The organism is Serratia sp. CY43202, from assembly GCF_052168755.1.
Lineage (GTDB): Bacteria > Pseudomonadota > Gammaproteobacteria > Enterobacterales > Enterobacteriaceae > Serratia > Serratia bockelmannii.
Genome location: NZ_JBJNMB010000003.1, coordinates 495,883 through 516,345, shown reverse-complemented (window position 1 = coordinate 516,345; position 20,463 = coordinate 495,883). Strand labels below are relative to the sequence as shown.

The following is a 20,463-nucleotide window of genomic DNA, read 5'->3' as shown; positions in this document are numbered from 1 at the left end:
CGATTCCTTTAGAGCGGGGTCTGTGGTGTTTCAGCGGCGGCCGGGATTTCGGCGAAGGCCTCACCCATGCGGGTGACGGTGCCGTTATGCAGCTGCGGCGCAAACTGCACGCTGCCTGCGGTAAACAGGTTGATCACCGTGGAGCCGAGTTTGAAACGGCCCATCTCGGCGCCTTTTTCCAGCGCGATGGCGCCTTCTTCGCCGGCGGCCGGGTAGGTCCAGCGTTTGATGATGCCTTCGCGCGGCGGCGTGACGGTGCCGGCCCAGATGGTTTCGATGCTGCCGACGATGGTGGCGCCGACCAGGATTTGCACCATCGGCCCGATGTCAGTGTCGAATACGCAGATCACGCGCTCGTTGCGAGCGAACAGGTTAGGCACGTTGGCGGCGGTGAGCGGGTTGACCGAGAACAGATCGCCCGGCACATAGATCATTTCGCGCAGTACGCCGGCGCACGGCATGTGTACGCGGTGATAGTCGCGCGGTGCCAGGTAGGTAGTGGCGAACAGGCCGTTGCGGAACGGCTCGGCCAACAGGTAGTTGCCGGCCAGCAGTGCTTCCAGGCTGTAGTGGTGGCCTTTGGCCTGGAAGATTTGATCCTCGCGGATCGGGCCGAGCTGGCTGATGGCGCCATCGGCAGGCAGCGCCAGCCAGTTGGCGTCGGCGATGATCGGGCGCGCGCCATCGCGCAGCGGGCGCACGAAGAAGTCGTTGAAGGTAGCGTAAGACGTCAGGTCCGGGTTTTGCGCTTCCTGCATGTCCACGCGGTAGTAGCGGGCGAAGGTTTTGACCACCAGTTGGGTCAGCCAGCCTGCCTGTTTGTCGGCGCCCCAGCCCGCCAGGCGGGTCAGCGCCAGCTTCGGTAGCCAATATTGCAGTTTAATCTTGATGCTATCCAGCACGTTAACCTCGTGAATCAGGGTAAAGGGCGCGCATTGTAACGAGGGCCTCGCCGTCGTCAATGCTCGCCCGTCAGTGTCAGTCTGCGGCGTCCGTGAAGTTCTTGCGAACCTTCACCTGAGCCATGCTTTCCAGAATGCGGTGATAGTTGTCGAAACGCTCTTCCGCGATATCGCCTTTCTCCATCGCCGCGCGGATGGCGCAGCCGGGATCGGTATCGTGGCGGCAGTCGCGGAATTTGCAACCGCCTAAATAATCACGGAATTCGACAAAGCCGCGGGTGATTTGTTCCGGCTCCAGGTGCCACAGGCCAAACTCGCGCACCCCCGGGGAGTCGATCACGTCGCCACCGTGCTGGAAATGGTACAGCCGCGCGGCGGTGGTGGTATGTTGCCCGAGGCCCGAGACGTCGGAAACCTGATTTACCAGAATTTGCTCTTCAGACGGCGGCAGCAGCGCGTTCAGCAGGCTGGACTTGCCGACTCCCGACTGGCCGGCGAAGATGCTGATGCGCCCGGCGAGCGCCTGTTCGAATTCCGCCATGCCTTCCCGCGTCTGGCTGGAGACTTCCAGCACCCGGTAGCCAATCTTGCGATAGATATCCATCATGCCGTCGACCAGCTTGCGCGCTTCGGCGTCCAGCAGGTCAATTTTGTTGAGCACGATCAGCGGCTCGACTTCGAGCGTTTCGCAGGCCACCAGATAGCGGTCGATGATGTTCAGCGACAGCTCGGGCAGGATCGCCGACACGATGACGATCTGATTGATATTGGCGGCGATCGGTTTCACGCCGTCGTAGAAGTCCGGGCGCGTCAGCACCGAGGTGCGCTCGTGTACCGCTTCCACAATGCCTTTTACCCCTTCATGGGTGCCCAGGCCGGGGCGCCACACCACGCGATCGCCGGTGACCAGCGAACGCAGCGTGCGGCGGATATTGCAGCGGTGCTGAGTGCCATCCGGCGCCTCAACGTCGGCGTGCATGCCGAAACGGCTGATGACGACGCCTTCCTGCGGCTCGCCCAGTTGGGAATCATCCGGTTCCGGTTTGTTATCAGCGCGTTTCAGACGGCGCTGATGGTTCGCCTGCACGCGGCGTTGCTGACCTTTGGACAGTTTGTTCTTACTCACTGCGCCTCACTTGAATCGATTTTATACCTTTACGTATACGCACAGCTGCGGCGAGGGACTAGCCCCGGGCGCAGCCTTGAACCCGTCAGGGTATATGTCGCCGATGGCGACCAAAAAGACTATGATACACGCTATTTTATATTAAATAACCGTTGTTAGCCGCCGGCTGCGGCGCGTTGCCACCGGCGGCGCCCGTCGTCTCGTCCGCACAGCGTTTTTCTCTCGGCTTTTAGGCAGGAAACATCATGACAGGAAACGAAAATAACCTGATTTGGATCGATTTGGAGATGACCGGGCTGGATCCCGAGCGTGACCGCATTATTGAGATCGCCACGCTGGTCACCGACGCCAACCTGAACATCCTGGCGGAAGGGCCGGTGATCGCCGTGCACCAATCCGACGAGCAGCTGGCCTTGATGGACGAGTGGAACGTGCGCACCCATACCGGCAGCGGGCTGGTGGAGCGGGTGAAAGCCAGCCGCCAGGACGATCGCGCCGCTGAGCTGGAAACGATAGCCTTCCTGCAGCAGTGGGTACCGGCCGGCAAATCGCCGATCTGCGGCAACAGCGTGGGCCAGGATCGCCGTTTCTTGTTCCGTTATATGCCGGAGCTGGAGGCCTACTTCCATTACCGCTATCTGGACGTCAGCACGCTGAAGGAGCTGGCGCGCCGTTGGAAGCCTGAAATTCTCGGCGGCTTTAAGAAGCAGGGCACCCATCAGGCGCTGGATGACATCCGCGAATCGGTGGCCGAACTGGCTTATTACCGCGAACATTTCATTCAGCTTTAAGGCGATGACGGCCCCTGCGGGGAAAAAACGCCGTTTTTAGCCGCTTAATTCGCCAATCTGGCGCTTTAATCGGCAATCAAACAAAAATCGCGTTTTTTTGCTTTCAGGGGCTTGCGACAAAAAGGATTTCTCGTATAATGCGCACCCCGTACCGATGAAGAATTTCGTAACGTTCCACCATCGATACGCCGGGCGGGAATAGCTCAGTTGGTAGAGCACGACCTTGCCAAGGTCGGGGTCGCGAGTTCGAGTCTCGTTTCCCGCTCCAAATTCAACAATGTCGCGATGCGGCATGATGAATAAATAAAGCAGTATCAAGCAGTACCTATGCGACGCGGGAATAGCTCAGTTGGTAGAGCGCAACCTTGCCAAGGTTGAGGTCGCGAGTTCGAGCCTCGTTTCCCGCTCCAAAAATTCAAAGGTCACGCCAGTATTTGGTGGCCGGATGCCAAAAGCATCTCAATGCGGGAATAGCTCAGTTGGTAGAGCACGACCTTGCCAAGGTCGGGGTCGCGAGTTCGAGTCTCGTTTCCCGCTCCAATTTTCTCTTCGTTTCAAACTCAAATCCAACGCCTTATCCGGCGCGGGTTTTTGTCCCGTTTTACACGCCTGGTAAAAATGTTGTAAACAGAGTTATCCACAGCCTCTGTACATAAACTCGCCTGCCTGAAAAATCAACGTCATACAAATTAAATATTTATCTATTTGATTTGTATGCTTATTTATTTATCCCAAAACGTTATGCCGATCACTTGCTCTTTTTGTTGCAGTTGAAAGACAACGTGTTTTTATTTTTATGCACAAATCCACAGAGTGAGTCTTCCGGCGATACGCCTGAATGGCGTACGCCGTCAGGCATCCCTTGGCAAACCTTTTTCCACAGCCCGTATCAGCCGCTTTTTCTGCGCCGTCTGCACCTCGATACCCTGCGCTTCGCGGCGAGCGAGCTGTTGCGCCAGCGCCCAGTGGATATGTTCATCCAGCATGGCGTCTTGGCCCAAACGCGTGCGCAGTGCGAGCACGATGCTGTCTTCGTAGGGCGCATTGCCCAGCGCCACTGCGATATTGCGCAGCCAGCGCAGGTGGCCGATGCGGCGTATCGCCGAGCCTTCGGTGATGCGCAGGAATTTTTCTTCCGTCCAGTTGAACAGATCGAGCAGCTGCGGCGCATGCAGCGCGGCACGGGGGCTGAAATCGTCTTCGTCGGTGAGCTGAGAAAAGCGGTTCCACGGGCAAATCAGCTGGCAGTCGTCGCAGCCGTAGATGCGGTTGCCGAGCAGCGGACGGAATTCTTCCGGGATCGCGCCTTCCAGCTCGATGGTCAGGTAGGAGATGCAGCGCCGGGCATCGACGGTGTAGGGCGCGACGATGGCCCCGGTCGGGCAAGTGGTGATGCAGGCGACGCAGCGGCCGCACTGCTCTTCCTGCGGCTGATCCACCGGCAGCGGCAGGTCGATCAGCAGTTCGCCGAGGAAAAACCAGGATCCTGCTTCGCGGTTAAGAATTAGTGAGTGTTTACCAACCCAGCCGATGCCCGCCTTGGCGGCCAGCGCGCGCTCCATGACCGGCGCCGAGTCGACAAAGGGGCGGAAATTCAGTTCGCCGCAGTAGGCCTGGATCTGATCGCCCAACTTTTTCAGGCGCTGACGCAACAGCTTGTGATAATCGCGCCCCAGCGCATAGCGGCTGACGTAGCCCAATTGTGGGTTCTGCAGGGTGCTGGCGAACGCCGCCTTGGCCGGCAGGTAGTTCATGCGCACGCTGATCACCCGCAGCGTGCCCGGCAACAGCTCGTGAGGGCGTGCGCGCAGCATGCCGTGGCGCGCCATCCACTCCATCTCGCCGTGGTACTGTTTGTCGAGCCAGGCCTGCAGCTTCGGCTCTTCCAGGCTGAGATCGGTATCGCAGATGCCAACCTGCTGGAATCCTAGCGATTGCCCCCATTGCTTGATATGTTGGGCGAGTTGATGGAGATCGAGGGGGTGCGTCATGACGGGCCACAGTGAAAAAGCATACGCTGACAGTTTACCACACTCTGTCTGGCCTGCGGATTGGATCCGTCGTTCGGAACCTGCGGCGGCGGCCTCGCTCGGTCTTTCTCTTTACGATTTAATGCTGCGCGCCGGTCAGGCGGCCTACGTACTGGCGCGCGACACTTATCCCTCCTGCAACCACTGGCTGGTGCTCTGTGGCCACGGCAACAACGGCGGCGACGGCTATGTGGTGGCGCGTTTGGCGAAGGCGGCGGGCGTGCAGGTGGCGCTGATCGCCTGCGAAGGCGCACGCCCTTTGCCGCCGGAGGCCGCAGCGGCCCGCGAGGCCTGGCTGGCTGCCGGCGGCGACATTCTGCCGGCGAACAGCCGCTGGCCGGCGTCTGTTTCGCTCATCATTGATGGCCTGCTAGGCACCGGCCTGGGCAGCGCGCCGCGTGCGCCCTACGACGCGCTGATCGAGGCCGTCAACCGCCATTCGGCGCCGGTGGTGGCGCTCGATATCCCGTCCGGCCTGCTGGCGGAAAGTGGCGCGACGCCGGGTCCGGTCGTGCGTGCCGCGCACACCATCACGTTCATTGGCCTCAAGCCGGGTTTGCTGACCGGGCAGGCGCGCGACTGGGTCGGGCAACTTCATCAGAATACGCTAGGCTTATCGGATTGGCTGGCGAAGCAACCGGAACAGATTCAGCGGCTTACCGCCGAGGCGTTGCCGCGCTGGCTGCATCCGCGGCGCCCCTGCGCCCATAAGGGCGAGCATGGCCGTCTGCTGCTGGTGGGCGGCGACCGCGGATTCGGCGGCGCCATTCGCATGGCGGCGGAAGCGGCGCTGCGCAGCGGGGCTGGATTGGTGCGAGTGCTTACTCACATTGAGCACGTCGCGCCGCTGCTGGCGGCCAGGCCGGAGTTGATGGCGCAGGCGCTGGACGAGACGACCTTGCGGCAGGCGATGCAATGGGCGGATGTGCTGGTGATCGGTCCGGGGCTTGGCCAGGCTGAGTGGGGCAAAAATGCCTTGAACGTGCTGCAAACCAGCGATAAACCGGCCTTGTGGGACGCCGATGCGCTGAACTTGCTGGCATTAAATCCCGAGAAACGGCAGAATCGCGTGATGACTCCGCATCCTGGAGAGGCTGCGCGGCTGTTGAGCTGCAGCACTGTCGACATCGAGAGTGATCGCTTACTTGCCGTGCGCAAGCTGACGGCACGCTACGGCGGCGTGGCGGTGCTAAAAGGCGCCGGTACGCTGATCGCCGATGAGCAGGGGCAGATGGCGATCGCCGACGTCGGCAACGCCGGCATGGCCTCCGGCGGCATGGGCGATGTGCTGTCGGGCATCATCGGCGGTTTGCTGGCGCAAAAGCTCTCGCTGTATGATGCCGCCTGTGCGGGCTGCGTCGTACACGGCGCGGCCGGCGATCGCGTAGCGGAAAGACAAGGAACAAGAGGCATGTTGGCGACCGATTTACTGCCGGACATCCTTCATTTCGTTAACCCTGAGTGGGCAAAATAGACTTTATCGAATGAAAGAACTCGTTTTACCTCTGCCGGACGAGGCAGCGACTGTCGCTTTGGGCACCACTTTGGCCAAGGCCTGCGATCGCGCCAGCGTCATCTATCTCTACGGCGACCTGGGCGCCGGTAAAACCACCTTCAGCCGTGGTTTCCTGCAGGCGTTGGGGCATCAGGGCAACGTCAAAAGCCCAACCTACACGCTGGTGGAACCCTATGCCTTGCAGCCGCTGGCGGTGTATCACTTCGATCTATATCGCCTGGCCGATCCGGAAGAGCTTGAATTTATGGGCATTCGCGATTACTTCGCGCAAGACGCCATCTGCCTGGTCGAATGGCCGCAGCAGGGCACTGGCGTGCTGCCGGAGCCGGATCTGGCGCTGCACCTCAGCTATCAGGGCGAGGGGCGAGAGGCGAAGATCGAGGCGATTTCCGCATACGGCAGCCAGCTGTTAGACCGCATTCATGGATCACAGGGATGATGCTGCAATGACGCATGTGTTGAAAAAATTTGCGGTCATCATGCTGATCGCCGTGCTGGGGCCGCTCGGCGCGTTGAACGCGCTGGCGGCGTCCTCGCTGTCCGATATCAAAGTGTCCAACGCCCAACGCGAAGCGACGGTGTCGGTGAGCTTCAATGGTCCGCCGGACTACGCGTTTTTCCCGCTGCACGGCCCGGAGCGCGTGGTGCTTGACGTCAACCAGAAAGGCAAGGTCGGCGGCCTGCCGCTCAATTTCAGCGGCCAAAACCTGGTGAAGAGCATTCGCTCCAGCGCGCCGAAAGACGCTCAGAGCGTGCGTTTGGTGTTTGATCTGACGCAGCGCGCCAAAACCCGCGTCGCCACCCGCCAGAACGGCGGCGTGCACACCGTAGTGTTCACTATCACGGCCGAAGGCAGTGCCAATACCGTAGTGCGTAAAGCGCCGGTTGCGGTCAATCCAACGCCGCGTCAGGCACCCGTCACGGTCAGCCAGCCACCGCGCCAGGCGCCGGTCGCGGTGCGTGAAGCGCCGGAGCCGCCGCTGCGCAAAGCGCCGACGGGATCGAATCCGTTTACCAATAAACAGACCGTGGTTGCAGGCACCGCCACCGAGGTGACGCCGCGCAGTAGCCGCGTTTCCGCCGGTTCCGGCGATCGGGTGGTGGTAGCGATCGACGCCGGCCACGGTGGCCAGGATCCGGGCGCCATTGGCCCGAGCGGGCTGAAAGAAAAGAATGTCACCATCGCCATCGCGCGCCGCCTGCAGGCGATGCTGGACGCCGATCCGCAGTTCAAACCGGTGCTGACGCGTAACGGCGACTATTTCATCTCGGTGATGGGGCGTTCCGACGTTGCGCGTAAACAGGGTGCCAACGTGCTGGTCTCCATCCACGCCGACGCCGCGCCGAACCGCAGCGCCAGCGGGGCTTCCGTCTGGGTGCTGTCCAATCGCCGCGCCAACAGCGAAATGGCCGGCTGGCTCGAACAGCATGAGAAGCAGTCTGAGTTGCTCGGCGGCGCTGGCGATTTGCTGGCCAACAGCCAGGCCGATCCTTATCTGAGCCAGGCGGTGCTGGACCTGCAGTTCGGCCACTCGCAACGCGTCGGGTACGATGTGGCGGTGAAGGTGCTGCAGCAGCTGCAGAGCGTCGGATCGTTGCATAAACGCCGGCCGGAACACGCCAGCCTGGGTGTATTGCGTTCGCCGGATATTCCCTCGCTGCTGGTGGAAACCGGATTTATCAGTAATAGCACGGAGGAGCGGCTGCTGGGCAGTAGCGCGTATCAGGAGAAGATTGCCAAGGCCATTCATAACGGCCTGCGCAGCTACTTCCTGGCGCATCCGCTGCAAGCCGACCCAAAGGTGGAAAACCGACCGCTGGACGTCGCAGCGGCGGTTAACACCTCAACACCAGACGTGCGCCAGCCGGAGCCTATCGTGAGCTCGGCCGGCGCGAGCCGCAGCGTAAGCGGCAAGACTCAGATCCATGTGGTGAAACGGGCGGAGACGCTGTCCGGCATCGCCGACAGCTACGGCACGACCATGGCGGCGCTGCGGGATCTGAACAAACTGAAAAAAGACGGCGTGTGGGTCGGGCAACGTCTGAAGGTGCCGGCGGGGAAAACCGCCGCCGTCACCGCCGTCGCCAAGGCGAAAACGCCGGCGAAGAAGCCGTCTAAACATAAAGTGGCCCGCGGGGACACGCTGTCCTCTATCGCTTCTCGTTATGGGGTCAGCGTCGGCGATCTGAAACGGGTCAATAATCTGAAGTCGGACGTCGCGCCGCTGGACCGGACGCTGACCATTCCGCAGGCCTAGCGCCACCGCTACAGGAGTCAGCATGCCTATCCAGGTGTTACCGCCACAGCTCGCCAACCAGATCGCCGCCGGAGAGGTGGTTGAACGCCCCGCGTCGGTCGTCAAAGAGCTGGTGGAAAACAGTCTGGACGCCGGTGCGACGCGCATCGATATCGATATCGAACGCGGCGGTGCCAAGCTGATCCGCATTCGCGATAACGGCTGCGGCATCGGCAAGGGCGATTTGGCGCTGGCGCTGGCGCGGCACGCTACCAGTAAAATCAGCACGCTCGATGACCTGGAAGCGATCGTCAGCCTCGGTTTTCGCGGCGAAGCGCTGGCCAGTATCAGCTCGGTTTCCCGTTTGACCCTGACGTCGCGCACCGCCGAACAAAGCGAGGCGTGGCAAGCCTATGCCGAAGGGCGCGAGCAGGCGGTGACGGTCAAACCCGCCGCGCACCCGGTCGGCAGCACGCTGGAAGTGCTGGATCTGTTTTACAACACGCCGGCGCGCCGCAAGTTCATGCGTACCGAGAAAACCGAATTCGGCCATATCGATGAAGTGGTGCGGCGCATCGCGCTGGCGCGTTTCGATGTGGCGATCAACCTCAGCCACAACGGCAAACTGATCCGCCAATACCGGGCGGCGAAAGAAGAGAGCCAGCACGAACGCCGTTTGGGCAGCATCTGCGGCCCGGCGTTTTTACAGCATGCGCTGAACATCGACTGGCAACACGGCGATCTGAGTATCCGCGGCTGGGTGGCGGATCCGGCGGGGGCGCGCCAGCTGGGTGAGATGCAATACTGCTACGTCAATTGCCGCATGATGCGCGATCGCTTGATCAATCACGCGATTCGTCAGGCCTATCAGGATCAGTTAAAAGACGATCAGCAGCCCGCTTACGTGCTGTATCTGGAAGTCGACCCGCACCAGGTGGACGTCAACGTTCATCCCGCCAAGCACGAGGTGCGTTTCCATCAGGCGCGGCTGGTACACGATTTTATCTACCAGGCGGTGACCACCGTGCTGCAACAGGCCAGTCAGACACCGTCGCTGCCGCTGGCGGAAACGCCCGACGAAGCGCCCGCGCCGGTCTGGCAGCAGGAAAACCGCGTCGCCGCCGGCGGCAACCATTTTTCTCAGCCGGCGCCGCGTCGCGAAACGCCGTCATCGGCCGGCGCCGTCCGCGAGCGCGCGCCGCAGCCCGGTTGGCAAACGGCGGGCGGTTACCAGAAACGCGAAGGCGAGCTGTACGGCAAACTGATGCAGCCCGCCACCGAGCCACCGGCCGATGCGGCGCCGGAAGTTTCGAGCAAGCCGCCGCTGTTCCCGCCGGCGAAAGCCGCCGTGGAAACGCCGTTGGCGAGCGGACAACACAGCTTTGGCCGGGTGCTGATGATCCATCCGCCGTGCTACGCGCTGATTGAACAGCGCCAGCAGCCGGCGTTGCTCAATCTGACGGTGGCCGAACGCTGGCTGCGCCAGGCGCAGCTCAATCCGCCGACGGAAGGGCTGCGGCCGCAACCGCTGCTGATACCGATCAAGCTGACGTTGGATAAGAACGAAGCGGCGGCCATTGCACGGCATCAGGCGCTGCTGACGATGATGGGGCTGGATCTGCAGACGGATCACGGCCGTGTGACGCTGCGCGCAGTGCCTTTACCATTACGCCAACAAAATTTACAAAAACTGATACCCGAACTGTTAGGCTATCTGGCCGAACATCAGGAGATGTCGCCCGCGGTGCTGGCCACCTGGCTCGCTCGCCGTCTTGGCAGCGAACATGAACAGTGGAACACCTCGCAAGCGATACAATTGCTGACCGACGTTGAACGACTTTGCCCGCAGCTGGTCAAATCGCCACCGAGCGGACTTTTACAACCCGTTGATTTACAGGCCGCACTGGCGGCCCTCAAGCATGACTAACACTGAAATGACACCACGTCCCCCGGCTATTTTCATCATGGGGCCGACCGCCTCAGGCAAGACCGCGCTGGCGATCGCGCTGCGCGAACGCCTGCCGGTGGAACTGATCAGCGTCGATTCCGCGCTGATTTACCGCGGCATGGATATCGGCACCGCCAAGCCGAGCGCCGAAGAATTGGCGCAGGCGCCGCATCGGCTGATCGATATTCGCGATCCCGCCGAAGCTTACTCGGCCGCGGAGTTCCGCGCCGACGCGCTGAAGGAGATGGCCGATATCACCGCCGCCGGGCGCATTCCGCTGCTGGTCGGCGGCACCATGTTGTATTTCAAGGCGTTGCTGGAAGGATTGTCGCCGCTGCCCTCCGCCGATCCCGCGGTGCGCGAGCGCATCGAACGCCAAGCGGCGGAGCAGGGCTGGGAGGCGCTGCACCGTCAGTTGCAGGCGATCGATCCGGTCGCGGCAGTGAGAATTCATCCGAATGATCCGCAGAGACTGTCCAGAGCACTGGAAGTTTTTTTTATTTCGGGTAAAACTTTAACGGAACTGACTCAAATTTCGGGTGAATCGTTACCGTATCAAGTTCACCAATTTGCGATAGCGCCGACCAGCCGTGAGTTGATCCATCAACGCATCGAGCTGCGGTACCATCAAATGTTGGCGGCGGGTTTTGAGACGGAAGCGCGTGCACTTTTCGCACGGGGTGATTTGCATACGGACTTGCCCTCCATTCGCTGTGTCGGTTACCGCCAGATGTGGTCATACTTGTCTGGTGAAATTAGTTACGATGAGATGGTTTATCGTGGTATTTGCGCAACACGTCAGTTGGCTAAACGTCAGATGACCTGGTTACGGGGTTGGGAGTCGGTCCATTGGTTGGACAGTGAAAAGCCGGGAGAGGCTTTGGACTCGGTGACACAGGTTGTTAGTGCATAGGTTGGGTGATTGTGTACAATTGCTGAGTATTCAGCGCGCAAATTTTTTACGTCGTTTATTTTAGAGCCGACAGGTTCTTAGTTACAAACAACAAGCAAATAAGGAAAAGATAGAATGGCTAAGGGGCAATCTTTGCAAGATCCGTTCCTGAACGCATTGCGTCGTGAACGTGTTCCGGTTTCTATTTATTTGGTGAATGGTATTAAGCTGCAAGGCCAGATTGAGTCTTTTGACCAGTTTGTCATCCTGTTGAAGAACACGGTTAGCCAGATGGTGTACAAGCACGCTATCTCTACCGTCGTCCCGTCACGCCCGGTTTCGCATCACAGCAACAACCCGAGCGGCGGTTCAAGCAACTATCACCATGGCAACAATCCGTCTGCGCAGCAACAGCCGCAGCAGGAAAGCGATGACGCTGAATAAAGCGCGTTGCAAGTCAACCATGACGGGGAGCATAAGCAGCCGCGGGCTGTTTATGTCCCCCAAACTCACGGTGAGTGTCCGTTTGAGAGGTTGCACGCTTGTTTGACCGTTATGAAGCCGGTGAGCAGGCCGTACTGGTTCATATCTATTTCTCGCAAGACAAAGATACGGAAGACCTCAACGAGTTCGAATCGTTGGTTTCCTCAGCCGGTGTCGAAGCTTTGCAAGTGGTGACTGGTAGCCGCAAAGCCCCGCATCCGAAGTACTTTGTCGGCGAAGGAAAGGCCGAAGAAATTGCAGATGCGGTGAAAGCCAGCGGCGCGTCTGTTGTCCTGTTTGATCATTCCCTTTCCCCGGCGCAGGAAAGAAACCTCGAGCGCCTGTGCGAATGCCGGGTGATCGATCGCACCGGGCTGATTTTAGACATCTTCGCCCAGCGTGCCCGCACCCATGAAGGTAAGCTGCAGGTGGAGCTGGCGCAGTTGCGTCACATCGCCACGCGTCTGGTACGCGGTTGGACGCACCTGGAGCGGCAAAAAGGGGGGATTGGCCTGCGCGGGCCGGGGGAAACCCAGCTTGAGACCGACCGTCGCCTGTTGCGCGATCGCATCAGCTTGATTCTGCGCCGCCTGGAGCGGGTAGAAAAGCAGCGTGAACAAGGCCGACGCGCGCGGACCCGTGCCGATGTGCCGACCGTATCGCTGGTGGGCTACACCAACGCCGGCAAATCCACCCTGTTTAACCGAATAACGTCTGCCGAGGTGTATGCGGCGGACCAGCTATTTGCCACCCTGGATCCTACGTTGCGGCGCATTGACGTGCCGGACGTGGGGGATACCGTGTTGGCGGATACCGTAGGCTTTATCCGGCACCTGCCGCACGATCTGGTGGCCGCCTTCAAGGCGACGCTGCAGGAAACGCGCCAGGCGTCTTTGCTACTGCACGTCATCGATGCCGCAGATCCGCGCGTCGATGAGAACATCGAAGCGGTGAACACCGTGCTAGCGGAGATAGACTCGGATGAAATTCCTACACTGTTAGTGATGAACAAAATAGATATGCTGGACGATTTTGTGCCGCGTATCGACCGCAACGACGAAAACCTGCCGATCCGGGTGTGGCTGTCCGCCGCCAGCGGAGAGGGTATTCCGTTGCTGTATCAGGCGTTGACGGAGCGCTTATCGGGGGAGATCGCGCATTACGAATTGCGCTTACCGCCACGGGCAGGCCGTCTTCGCAGCCGTTTTTACCAGCTTCAGGCGATTGAAAAAGAGTGGAACGAAGAGGACGGCAGCATTGGCGTGGTGGTGCGAATGCCGATCGTCGAATGGCGTCGTCTCTGCAAGCAAGAACAGGACCTGATTGACTTTATCGTATGATCATATCCTGTTACATTTATGCTTCGCGAAAGCCTGAAGTACCCAATCACAGAATATGGAGCTAAAACATGGCGTGGAATCAGCCCGGTAATAACGGACAGGACCGCGACCCGTGGGGGAGCAGCAATAATAATGGCGGCAACTCTGGCGGTAACAACAAAGGCGGTCGTGATCAAGGGCCACCTGATTTGGACGATATCTTCCGCAAACTGAGCAAGAAATTGAGCGGTTTCGGCGGGGGCAAAGGCTCCAACAGCAATAGCGGCGGCACCGGTACCTCTGGTCCGGGCTTCAGCGGCCGCATTATCGGTATCGCGGCGGTTGCCGTGGTGGTGATCTGGGCCGCCAGCGGCTTCTACACCATCAAGGAAGCCGAACGCGGCGTTGTGACGCGTTTCGGTAAGTTCAGCCACCTGGTGCAGCCGGGCCTGAACTGGAAGCCGACCTTCATCGATGACGTGCGTCCGGTGAACGTGGAGTCCGTGCGCGAGCTGGCGGCGTCCGGCGTGATGCTGACCTCCGATGAAAACGTGGTGCGCGTGGAAATGAACGTGCAGTACCGCGTGACCAACCCGGAAGCGTACCTGTTCAGCGTCGTCAATGCCGACGACAGCCTGAGCCAGGCGACCGACAGCGCCCTGCGCGGCGTGATCGGCAAATACTCGATGGACCGCATCCTGACCGAAGGCCGTACCGTGGTGCGTAACGATACGCAGCGCATGTTGGAAGAGACTATTCGTCCTTACAACATGGGTATCACGTTGCTGGACGTCAACTTCCAGGCGGCGCGTCCACCGGAAGAGGTGAAGGCGTCGTTCGACGATGCGATCGCTGCGCGTGAGAACGAGCAGCAATACATCCGTGAAGCGGAAGCTTACGCCAACGAAGTTCAGCCGCGTGCGAACGGCCAGGCGCAGCGTCTGCTGGAAGACTCCAAGGCTTATAAAGACCGTACCGTCCTGGAAGCTCAGGGTGAGGTGGCGCGCTTTGCCAAGCTGTTGCCGGAATACAAGTCCGCACCGCAGATTACTCGCGAGCGTCTGTATATCGAAACCATGGAAAAAGTGCTGGGCCATACCCGTAAGGTGTTGGTGAGCGACAAAGGCAACAACCTGATGGTGCTGCCGCTGGATCAGATGCTGCGCGGTCAAGGCGCGGCAACGGAGAGCGGCAACAAGGATACCAGCCTGATTCGCCTCAATCCGAACCCTGCGCCGGCTGCCAACAGCAGCGCTCCGCGTACCAGCGGCGGTTCGATTATGGATCAGCGCCGGGCGAATGCGCAGCGTGACGACACCACTCGCGTAGGGAGAGAGTAATCAATGCGTAAGTCTTTTGTAGTTATTGTCCTCGCGGTGCTGGTGGTGCTGTACGCTTCGCTGTTCGTGGTGCAGGAAGGCCAGCGCGGCATCGTGCTGCGCTTCGGCAAGGTTCTGCGCGACGGCGAAAACAAGCCGCTGGTGTATGCGCCGGGTCTGCACCTCAAGATCCCGTTCATTGAGACCGTGAAGAACCTGGATGCGCGTATTCAGACCATGGACAACCAGGCCGATCGCTTCGTGACCAGCGAGAAGAAAGACCTGATCGTCGATTCCTATCTGAAGTGGCGCATCAGCGACTTCAGCCGCTACTATCTGGCGACCGGCGGCGGCGACGTCTCCCAGGCCGAAGTGCTGCTGAAACGCAAGTTCAGCGACCGTCTGCGTTCCGAAATCGGCCGTCTGGACGTGAAAGACATCGTGACCGACTCGCGCGGCAAGCTGATGTCTGACGTGCGTGACGCGCTGAACACCGGCACCGTGGGTGACGGCGAAGAAGTGGCGACCACCGAAGCCGATGACGCTATCGCCTCTGCGGCGGCGCGCGTTGAACGGGAAACCACCGGCAAACAGCCGCAGGTTAACCCGAACAGCATGGCGGCGTTGGGCATCGAGGTGATCGACGTACGTATCAAGCAGATCAACCTGCCGGCCGAAGTGTCCGACGCCATCTACCAGCGTATGCGCGCCGAGCGTGAAGCGGTAGCCCGTCGTCTGCGCTCGCAGGGCCAGGAAGAAGCTGAGAAACTGCGCGCCAGCGCGGACTACGAAGTGACCCGTACCTTGGCGGAAGCCGAGCGTCAGGCGCGTATCACCCGCGGTGAAGGCGATGCCGAAGCGGCTAAACTGTTCGCCAACGCGTTCAGCCAGGATCCGGACTTCTATGCCTTTATCCGCAGCCTGCGTGCCTATGAAGCCAGCTTCAAGGACAACCAGGACGTGCTGGTACTGAGCCCGGACAGCGATTTCTTCCGCTACATGAAGTCGCCTGATACCCTGCGCAAATAAGCGCGGCAGGCAATCTGACCGAGGGCCCGTTTACGCGGGCCCTTTCTCGTTTTTGGGGGATGCATGAACTCAACGATTTGGCTGGCGCTCGGGCTGGTCCTGGTGCTGGAAGGGTTAGGGCCGATGCTGTTTCCGCAGGCCTGGCGCAAAATGATTGTGGCGATGTCGCAGCTGCCGGACGCGACGCTGCGGCGATTTGGTGGTGGAATAGTGGTTGCGGGCTGCGTGATCTACTACATGTTGAGCGGCCGCACGGGTCTTTAAATTCTAGCCCAAAATTTATGCAATCGTATGCTAAAAGTGCTGAAAATCGAAAATTACGGTGGTAGAATCCATTTTTAAGCAATCGGTGATTTTGAAAAATGGGTAAGAACGTCGTCGTACTGGGCACCCAATGGGGTGACGAAGGTAAAGGCAAGGTTGTAGACCTGCTGACTGAACGGGCTCAATATGTTGTGCGCTACCAAGGTGGCCATAACGCTGGCCACACTCTGGTAATCAACGGTGAAAAAACCGTCCTTCATTTAATTCCTTCAGGTATTCTGCGTGAAAACGTCACCAGCATCATCGGCAACGGTGTTGTTCTGGCGCCGGACGCGTTGATGAAAGAAATGGGTGAACTCGAAGCGCGTGGCATCCCGGTACGCGAACGTCTGTTACTCTCTGAAGCTTGCCCGCTGATCCTGCCTTACCACGTTGCGTTGGACAACGCGCGTGAGAAAGCGCGCGGCGCGAAAGCGATCGGCACCACCGGTCGCGGCATTGGCCCGGCTTACGAAGATAAAGTGGCTCGTCGCGGCCTGCGCGTCAGCGACCTGTTCAATAAAGAAACCTTCGCCGTTAAGCTGAAAGAGATCGTCGATTACCACAACTTCCAGCTGGTCAACTACTACAAAGTTGAAGCCGTCGATTATCAGGCGACGCTGGACTACGTACTGTCTATCGCCGACATCCTGACCGCCATGGTGGTTGACGTTTCCGAACTGCTGGACGGCGCACGCAGGCGTGGCGACCTGATCATGTTCGAAGGCGCTCAGGGCACCCTGCTGGATATCGACCACGGTACTTATCCGTACGTGACCTCTTCCAACACCACTGCCGGCGGCGTGGCTACCGGTTCCGGCATCGGCCCACGTTATGTGGACTACGTGCTGGGCATCGTGAAAGCCTACTCCACTCGCGTGGGTGCAGGCCCGTTCCCAACCGAACTGTTCGATGAAACCGGCGAGTACCTGTGCAAGCAGGGTAACGAGTTCGGCGCCACTACCGGCCGTCGTCGTCGTACCGGCTGGTTGGACGCGGTAGCGGTGCGTCGTGCCGTGCAGATCAACTCCCTGTCCGGCTTCTGCCTGACCAAACTGGACGTCCTGGACGGCCTGAAAGAAGTGAAGATCTGCGTGGGCTACCGCATGCCGGACGGCCGCGAAGTGGACACCACTCCGCTGGCGGCTGAAGGTTGGGAAGGCATCGAGCCTATCTACGAAATCATGCCGGGCTGGAGCGAAACGACCTTTGGCGTGAAAGAGCACAGCAAGTTGCCTCAGGCTGCGCTGAACTACATCAAGCGCATCGAAGAAGTGACCGGCGTACCGGTAGACATCATCTCTACTGGCCCGGACCGCAGCGAAACCATGATCCTGCGCGACCCGTTCGACGCATAATCAGGCTTTGCGGCATTAAACAAACCGGGCGCGTCCCGGTTTGTTTTTATCCTGACTCCCTCCGATTGCGGTTTCACGTCAAAAAATCCTTTCATAAACTCGCCTTAGGGCGCGGGATCCGCTAAATAATTAGCGACGAACTCTCCGGCTGGTTTATTATCCAATGAGTAATCTTTTGAATAGCGCCGAAAAGCGGCGTATCAGACGGGTAAAGTGATACCCAGAGGTAAGATGTGCAGTTAACAAGTTTTACTGATTATGGCCTGCGGGCGTTGATCTACATGGCCTCGTTGCCGCAGGACAAGATGACCAACATCTCGGAAGTGACTGAGGTTTATGGCGTGTCCCGCAACCATATGGTGAAGATCATCAATCAGTTGAGCCGGGTCGGTTTTGTCACGGCGGTGCGCGGCAAGCATGGCGGCATTCGTTTGGGTAAACCGGCCGAGAGCATTCGCCTCGGTGACGTCGTGCGGGCGCTGGAGCCGCTTGCGCTGGTTAACTGCAGCAGTGATTTTTGCCACATCACCCCTGCCTGCCGATTGAAGCAGGTGCTCCAACAGGGCGTACAGAATTTCCTTGAAGAGCTGGATAAGCATACGTTGGCCGACATGGTCGAAGACAATCCGCCGCTCTACAAGCTATTGCTTGTCGAATAAAACGACGTTGAGAAGACAAGGCTCAACGTCATCCTGCTGATGACAACGGAGGAACCGCAATGTCACAAGATCCATTCCTGGAACGAGAAGCAGAAAAATACGAATCCCCTATCCCCAGCCGTGAATATATCCTGGCCCATTTGGCGAAACGAGAAACGCCGGCCAGCCGCGAAGAACTGGGCAACGAACTGGGCCTCAGCGGTGAAGAGCAGCTGGAAGCGCTGCGCCGCCGCCTGCGCGCCATGGAGCGCGATGGCCAGTTAGTGTTTACCCGCCGCCAGTGCTACGCGCTGCCGGAACGTTTGGATCTGCTGCGCGGCACGGTGATCGGCCACCGCGACGGCTACGGCTTCCTGCGCGTTGAAGGCAGCAAAGACGATCTGTACCTGTCTGCCGAACAGATGAAAATGGCGATCCACGGTGATGTGGTGCTGGCGCAGGCGCTGGGTGCGGACCGTAAAGGGCGCCGCGAAGCGCGCATCGTGCGCGTGCTGGTGCCGAAAACCAGCCAGATTGTCGGCCGCTTCTTCATGGACGCCGGTACCGGCTTCGTGGTGCCGGACGACAGCCGTCTGAGCTTCGATATTCTGATCCCAGCCGACAGCGTCAGCGGCGCGCGCATGGGCTTTATGGTGGTGGTGGAGCTGACTCAGCGCCCGACCCGCCGTACTAAGGCGGTCGGCAAGATCGTCGAGATCCTCGGCGACAAAATGGGCACCAGCATGGCGGTGGACATCGCGCTGCGCACCCATGAGATCCCGCATACCTGGCCGCCGCAGGTGGAAAAGCAGGTGGCCGATCTCAGCGAGCAGGTGCCGGAAGCGGCCAAGAAGGGCCGCGTCGATCTGCGCAAACTGCCGTTGGTCACCATCGACGGTGAAGACGCGCGCGACTTCGACGACGCCGTGTACTGCGAGAAAAAACGCGGCGGCGGCTGGCGCCTGTGGGTCGCGATCGCCGACGTCAGCTACTATGTGCGTCCACGCACCGCGCTGGATGACGAAGCGCGCAGCCGTGGCAACTCGGTCTACTTCCCGTCGCAGGTGATCCCGATGCTGCCGGAAGTGCTGTCCAACGGACTGTGCTCCCTGAACCCACAGGTCGATCGCCTGTGCATGGTATGCGAGATGACCATCTCTGCCCAGGGGCGCCTGTCCACGGCCAAATTCTACGAGGCGGTGATGAGCTCGCACGCCCGCCTGACCTACAACAAGGTGTGGCACATTCTGCAGGGCGATCAGGAGCTGCGCGAGCATTACCACCCGCTGGTCAAGCACCTGGAAGAGCTGCACGCGATGTATAAGGTGCTGGATAAGGCGCGCGCCGAGCGCGGCGGCATCGCGTTTGAAACCGAAGAAGCCAAGTTCATCTTCAACGCCGAACGCCGTATCGAACGCGTGGAGCCGACGGTGCGCAACGACGCCCACAAGCTGATCGAAGAGTGCATGATCATGGCCAACGTGGCGGCCGCGCGCTTTGTCGAGAAACGCAACGAGCCGGCGCTGTACCGCGTGCACGATCGTCCGAGCGATGACCACATCTCCGCGCTGCGTAGCGTGCTGAGCGAACTGGGGCTGACGCTGGGCGGCGGCAACAAGCCGCAGCCGAAGGACTATGCGGTGCTGATGGATGAAGTGTCCGAGCGCCCTGACCACGAAATGCTGCAAACCATGTTGCTGCGTTCGATGAAGCAGGCGATTTACGATCCGGAAAACCGCGGCCACTTCGGTCTGGCGCTGGCGTCTTACGGCCACTTCACCTCGCCTATCCGTCGTTATCCGGATCTGGCGCTGCACCGCGCGATCAAATACCAGCTGGCCAAAGAACACGGCGAGCCGAAAGAGCGCTGGACGCCGACCGGCGGCTGGCACAGCGAATTCGAAGAGATGCTGCAGCTGGGCGAGCACTGTTCGATGACCGAGCGCCGTGCGGATGAAGCGACGCGCAACGTCGCCGACTGGCTGAAGTGCGACTTCATGCAGGATCACGTCGGTGAAGTGTTCAGCGGCATCATCTCCAGCGTGACCGGCTTCGGCTTCTTCGTACGCCTGAACGATCTGTTTATCGACGGGCTGGTGCACGTATCAACGCTGGATAATGATTACTATCGCTACGATAATATCGGCCAGCGCCTGATCGGCGAATCTTCTGGCACGGTCTATCGCCTGGGGGATACGGTGGAGATCCGCGTGGATGCGGTGCATATGGACGAGCGCAAGATCGACTTCGCGCTGGTATCCAGCACCCGTAAAGCGCGCGGTGAAGGCAAAACCGAGCGCGATCGCGCCAAGAAGGGCGGCCAGCGCACGCTGCGCGACAACGGTAGCGCGGGGCGCGGCAAGCGCCGCGGCGGCAAACCGCCGGCCAACTTCGAACCGGACAGCGCCTTTCGCAAGCAGGATGACACCAAGCCTGCGGACAACGTGAAGAAGGCGAAAAAGAAAGCCAAGAAAGCGTCCGACAAAACGCGGAAAATCGCGGCGGCGACCAAAGCCAAACGCGCAGCCAAGAAGAAAGGTGCCGAGCAGGCTTAACCTGCCGCACATCGTTA

17 protein-coding genes and 3 tRNA genes are annotated in these 20,463 nt (G+C 60.0%); 17 read left to right on the top strand and 3 right to left on the bottom strand.

The features are described 5' to 3' along the window. Nucleotides 1-8 precede the first annotated feature (8 nt). On the bottom strand, nt 9-902 hold the full coding sequence (gene asd / locus ACJ8J5_RS08930; protein ID WP_025305014.1) for an archaetidylserine decarboxylase: 894 nt from the start codon (nt 900-902) through the stop codon (nt 9-11). A 76-nt stretch (nt 903-978) separates the two neighbouring features. Further along, entirely contained in the window at nt 979-2,028 is a 1,050-nt protein-coding gene (rsgA, locus tag ACJ8J5_RS08925) for a small ribosomal subunit biogenesis GTPase RsgA (RefSeq protein WP_004929686.1), read from the bottom strand. A 245-nt stretch (nt 2,029-2,273) separates the two neighbouring features. Here rsgA and orn point away from each other — a divergent pair, with 245 nt between their 5' ends. From orn to ACJ8J5_RS08905, 4 genes are all read left to right on the top strand, one after another. Next, nucleotides 2,274-2,819, top strand: coding sequence for an oligoribonuclease (gene orn / locus ACJ8J5_RS08920; RefSeq protein ID WP_004929689.1), 546 nt, complete (start codon nt 2,274-2,276; stop codon nt 2,817-2,819). Between the two features lie 192 nt (nt 2,820-3,011). Next, a tRNA-Gly gene (locus tag ACJ8J5_RS08915) sits at nt 3,012-3,087 on the top strand. 66 nt (nt 3,088-3,153) lie between these two features. Further along, nucleotides 3,154-3,229, top strand: a tRNA-Gly gene (locus ACJ8J5_RS08910). A 54-nt stretch (nt 3,230-3,283) separates the two neighbouring features. Beyond that, nucleotides 3,284-3,359: transfer RNA gene (locus tag ACJ8J5_RS08905), tRNA-Gly, on the top strand. Between the two features lie 311 nt (nt 3,360-3,670). Here ACJ8J5_RS08905 and queG read toward each other — a convergent pair. Beyond that, nucleotides 3,671-4,810, bottom strand: coding sequence for a tRNA epoxyqueuosine(34) reductase QueG (gene queG / locus ACJ8J5_RS08900; RefSeq protein WP_060433966.1), 1,140 nt, complete (start codon nt 4,808-4,810; stop codon nt 3,671-3,673). Here queG and nnr point away from each other — a divergent pair. From nnr to rnr, 13 genes are all read left to right on the top strand, one after another. Beyond that, nucleotides 4,809-6,323: a bifunctional ADP-dependent NAD(P)H-hydrate dehydratase/NAD(P)H-hydrate epimerase gene (gene nnr, locus ACJ8J5_RS08895; protein WP_147823158.1), complete on the top strand. Its 1,515-nt coding sequence runs from the start codon at nt 4,809-4,811 to the stop codon at nt 6,321-6,323. The genes queG and nnr overlap by 2 nt on opposite strands. Nucleotides 6,324-6,333: 10 nt before the next feature. After that, entirely contained in the window at nt 6,334-6,804 is a 471-nt protein-coding gene (tsaE, locus tag ACJ8J5_RS08890; RefSeq protein WP_025305017.1) for a tRNA (adenosine(37)-N6)-threonylcarbamoyltransferase complex ATPase subunit type 1 TsaE, read from the top strand. A 7-nt stretch (nt 6,805-6,811) separates the two neighbouring features. Further along, nucleotides 6,812-8,623, top strand: a complete 1,812-nt coding sequence (amiB, locus tag ACJ8J5_RS08885) for an N-acetylmuramoyl-L-alanine amidase AmiB (RefSeq protein WP_342122297.1) — start codon at nt 6,812-6,814, stop codon at nt 8,621-8,623. A gap of 22 nt (nt 8,624-8,645) precedes the next feature. After that, nucleotides 8,646-10,529: a DNA mismatch repair endonuclease MutL gene (mutL, locus tag ACJ8J5_RS08880; protein ID WP_265536381.1), complete on the top strand. Its 1,884-nt coding sequence runs from the start codon at nt 8,646-8,648 to the stop codon at nt 10,527-10,529. Next, nucleotides 10,522-11,463: a tRNA (adenosine(37)-N6)-dimethylallyltransferase MiaA gene (gene miaA / locus ACJ8J5_RS08875; RefSeq protein WP_025305020.1), complete on the top strand. Its 942-nt coding sequence runs from the start codon at nt 10,522-10,524 to the stop codon at nt 11,461-11,463. Before mutL ends, miaA begins: the two co-directional genes overlap by 8 nt. A gap of 114 nt (nt 11,464-11,577) precedes the next feature. Continuing rightward, nucleotides 11,578-11,886 carry an RNA chaperone Hfq gene (hfq, locus tag ACJ8J5_RS08870; protein WP_004933678.1) on the top strand — a complete coding sequence of 103 codons (309 nt, stop codon included), beginning with the start codon at nt 11,578-11,580 and terminating at the stop codon, nt 11,884-11,886. A gap of 98 nt (nt 11,887-11,984) precedes the next feature. Next, on the top strand, nt 11,985-13,265 hold the full coding sequence (gene hflX / locus ACJ8J5_RS08865; RefSeq protein ID WP_004933675.1) for a ribosome rescue GTPase HflX: 1,281 nt from the start codon (nt 11,985-11,987) through the stop codon (nt 13,263-13,265). A 68-nt stretch (nt 13,266-13,333) separates the two neighbouring features. Next, a complete protein-coding gene (gene hflK / locus ACJ8J5_RS08860) occupies nt 13,334-14,584 on the top strand; it encodes an FtsH protease activity modulator HflK (protein ID WP_025305021.1) in 1,251 nt (416 codons plus the stop codon). Nucleotides 14,585-14,587: 3 nt separating this feature from the next. After that, nucleotides 14,588-15,592 carry a protease modulator HflC gene (hflC, locus tag ACJ8J5_RS08855; RefSeq protein WP_004933669.1) on the top strand — a complete coding sequence of 335 codons (1,005 nt, stop codon included), beginning with the start codon at nt 14,588-14,590 and terminating at the stop codon, nt 15,590-15,592. Nucleotides 15,593-15,655: 63 nt separating this feature from the next. Then, complete coding sequence (locus tag ACJ8J5_RS08850) at nt 15,656-15,856, top strand: DUF2065 domain-containing protein (protein ID WP_004933666.1); 201 nt, start codon at nt 15,656-15,658, stop codon at nt 15,854-15,856. Nucleotides 15,857-15,954: 98 nt separating this feature from the next. Beyond that, on the top strand, nt 15,955-17,253 hold the full coding sequence (locus ACJ8J5_RS08845) for an adenylosuccinate synthase (RefSeq protein WP_265536382.1): 1,299 nt from the start codon (nt 15,955-15,957) through the stop codon (nt 17,251-17,253). Between the two features lie 233 nt (nt 17,254-17,486). Beyond that, a complete protein-coding gene (gene nsrR / locus ACJ8J5_RS08840) occupies nt 17,487-17,912 on the top strand; it encodes a nitric oxide-sensing transcriptional repressor NsrR (protein ID WP_025305023.1) in 426 nt (141 codons plus the stop codon). Nucleotides 17,913-17,971: 59 nt separating this feature from the next. Then, nucleotides 17,972-20,446, top strand: a complete 2,475-nt coding sequence (gene rnr / locus ACJ8J5_RS08835) for a ribonuclease R (protein ID WP_049208605.1) — start codon at nt 17,972-17,974, stop codon at nt 20,444-20,446. Nucleotides 20,447-20,463 lie beyond the last annotated feature (17 nt).

What these genes read in the sequence shown, in the direction of transcription:
- orn (WP_004929689.1), top strand. Translation starts at nt 2,274, where the DNA reads ATGACAGGAAACGAAAATAACCTGATTTGGATCGATTTGGAGATGACC.
- nnr (WP_147823158.1), top strand. Translation starts at nt 4,809, where the DNA reads ATGACGGGCCACAGTGAAAAAGCATACGCTGACAGTTTACCACACTCT.
- queG (WP_060433966.1), bottom strand. Translation starts at nt 4,810, where the DNA reads ATGACGCACCCCCTCGATCTCCATCAACTCGCCCAACATATCAAGCAA.
- tsaE (WP_025305017.1), top strand. Translation starts at nt 6,334, where the DNA reads ATGAAAGAACTCGTTTTACCTCTGCCGGACGAGGCAGCGACTGTCGCT.
- amiB (WP_342122297.1), top strand. Translation starts at nt 6,812, where the DNA reads ATGACGCATGTGTTGAAAAAATTTGCGGTCATCATGCTGATCGCCGTG.
- mutL (WP_265536381.1), top strand. Translation starts at nt 8,646, where the DNA reads ATGCCTATCCAGGTGTTACCGCCACAGCTCGCCAACCAGATCGCCGCC.
- miaA (WP_025305020.1), top strand. Translation starts at nt 10,522, where the DNA reads ATGACTAACACTGAAATGACACCACGTCCCCCGGCTATTTTCATCATG.
- hfq (WP_004933678.1), top strand. Translation starts at nt 11,578, where the DNA reads ATGGCTAAGGGGCAATCTTTGCAAGATCCGTTCCTGAACGCATTGCGT.
- hflK (WP_025305021.1), top strand. Translation starts at nt 13,334, where the DNA reads ATGGCGTGGAATCAGCCCGGTAATAACGGACAGGACCGCGACCCGTGG.
- hflC (WP_004933669.1), top strand. Translation starts at nt 14,588, where the DNA reads ATGCGTAAGTCTTTTGTAGTTATTGTCCTCGCGGTGCTGGTGGTGCTG.
- ACJ8J5_RS08850 (WP_004933666.1), top strand. Translation starts at nt 15,656, where the DNA reads ATGAACTCAACGATTTGGCTGGCGCTCGGGCTGGTCCTGGTGCTGGAA.
- ACJ8J5_RS08845 (WP_265536382.1), top strand. Translation starts at nt 15,955, where the DNA reads ATGGGTAAGAACGTCGTCGTACTGGGCACCCAATGGGGTGACGAAGGT.
- rnr (WP_049208605.1), top strand. Translation starts at nt 17,972, where the DNA reads ATGTCACAAGATCCATTCCTGGAACGAGAAGCAGAAAAATACGAATCC.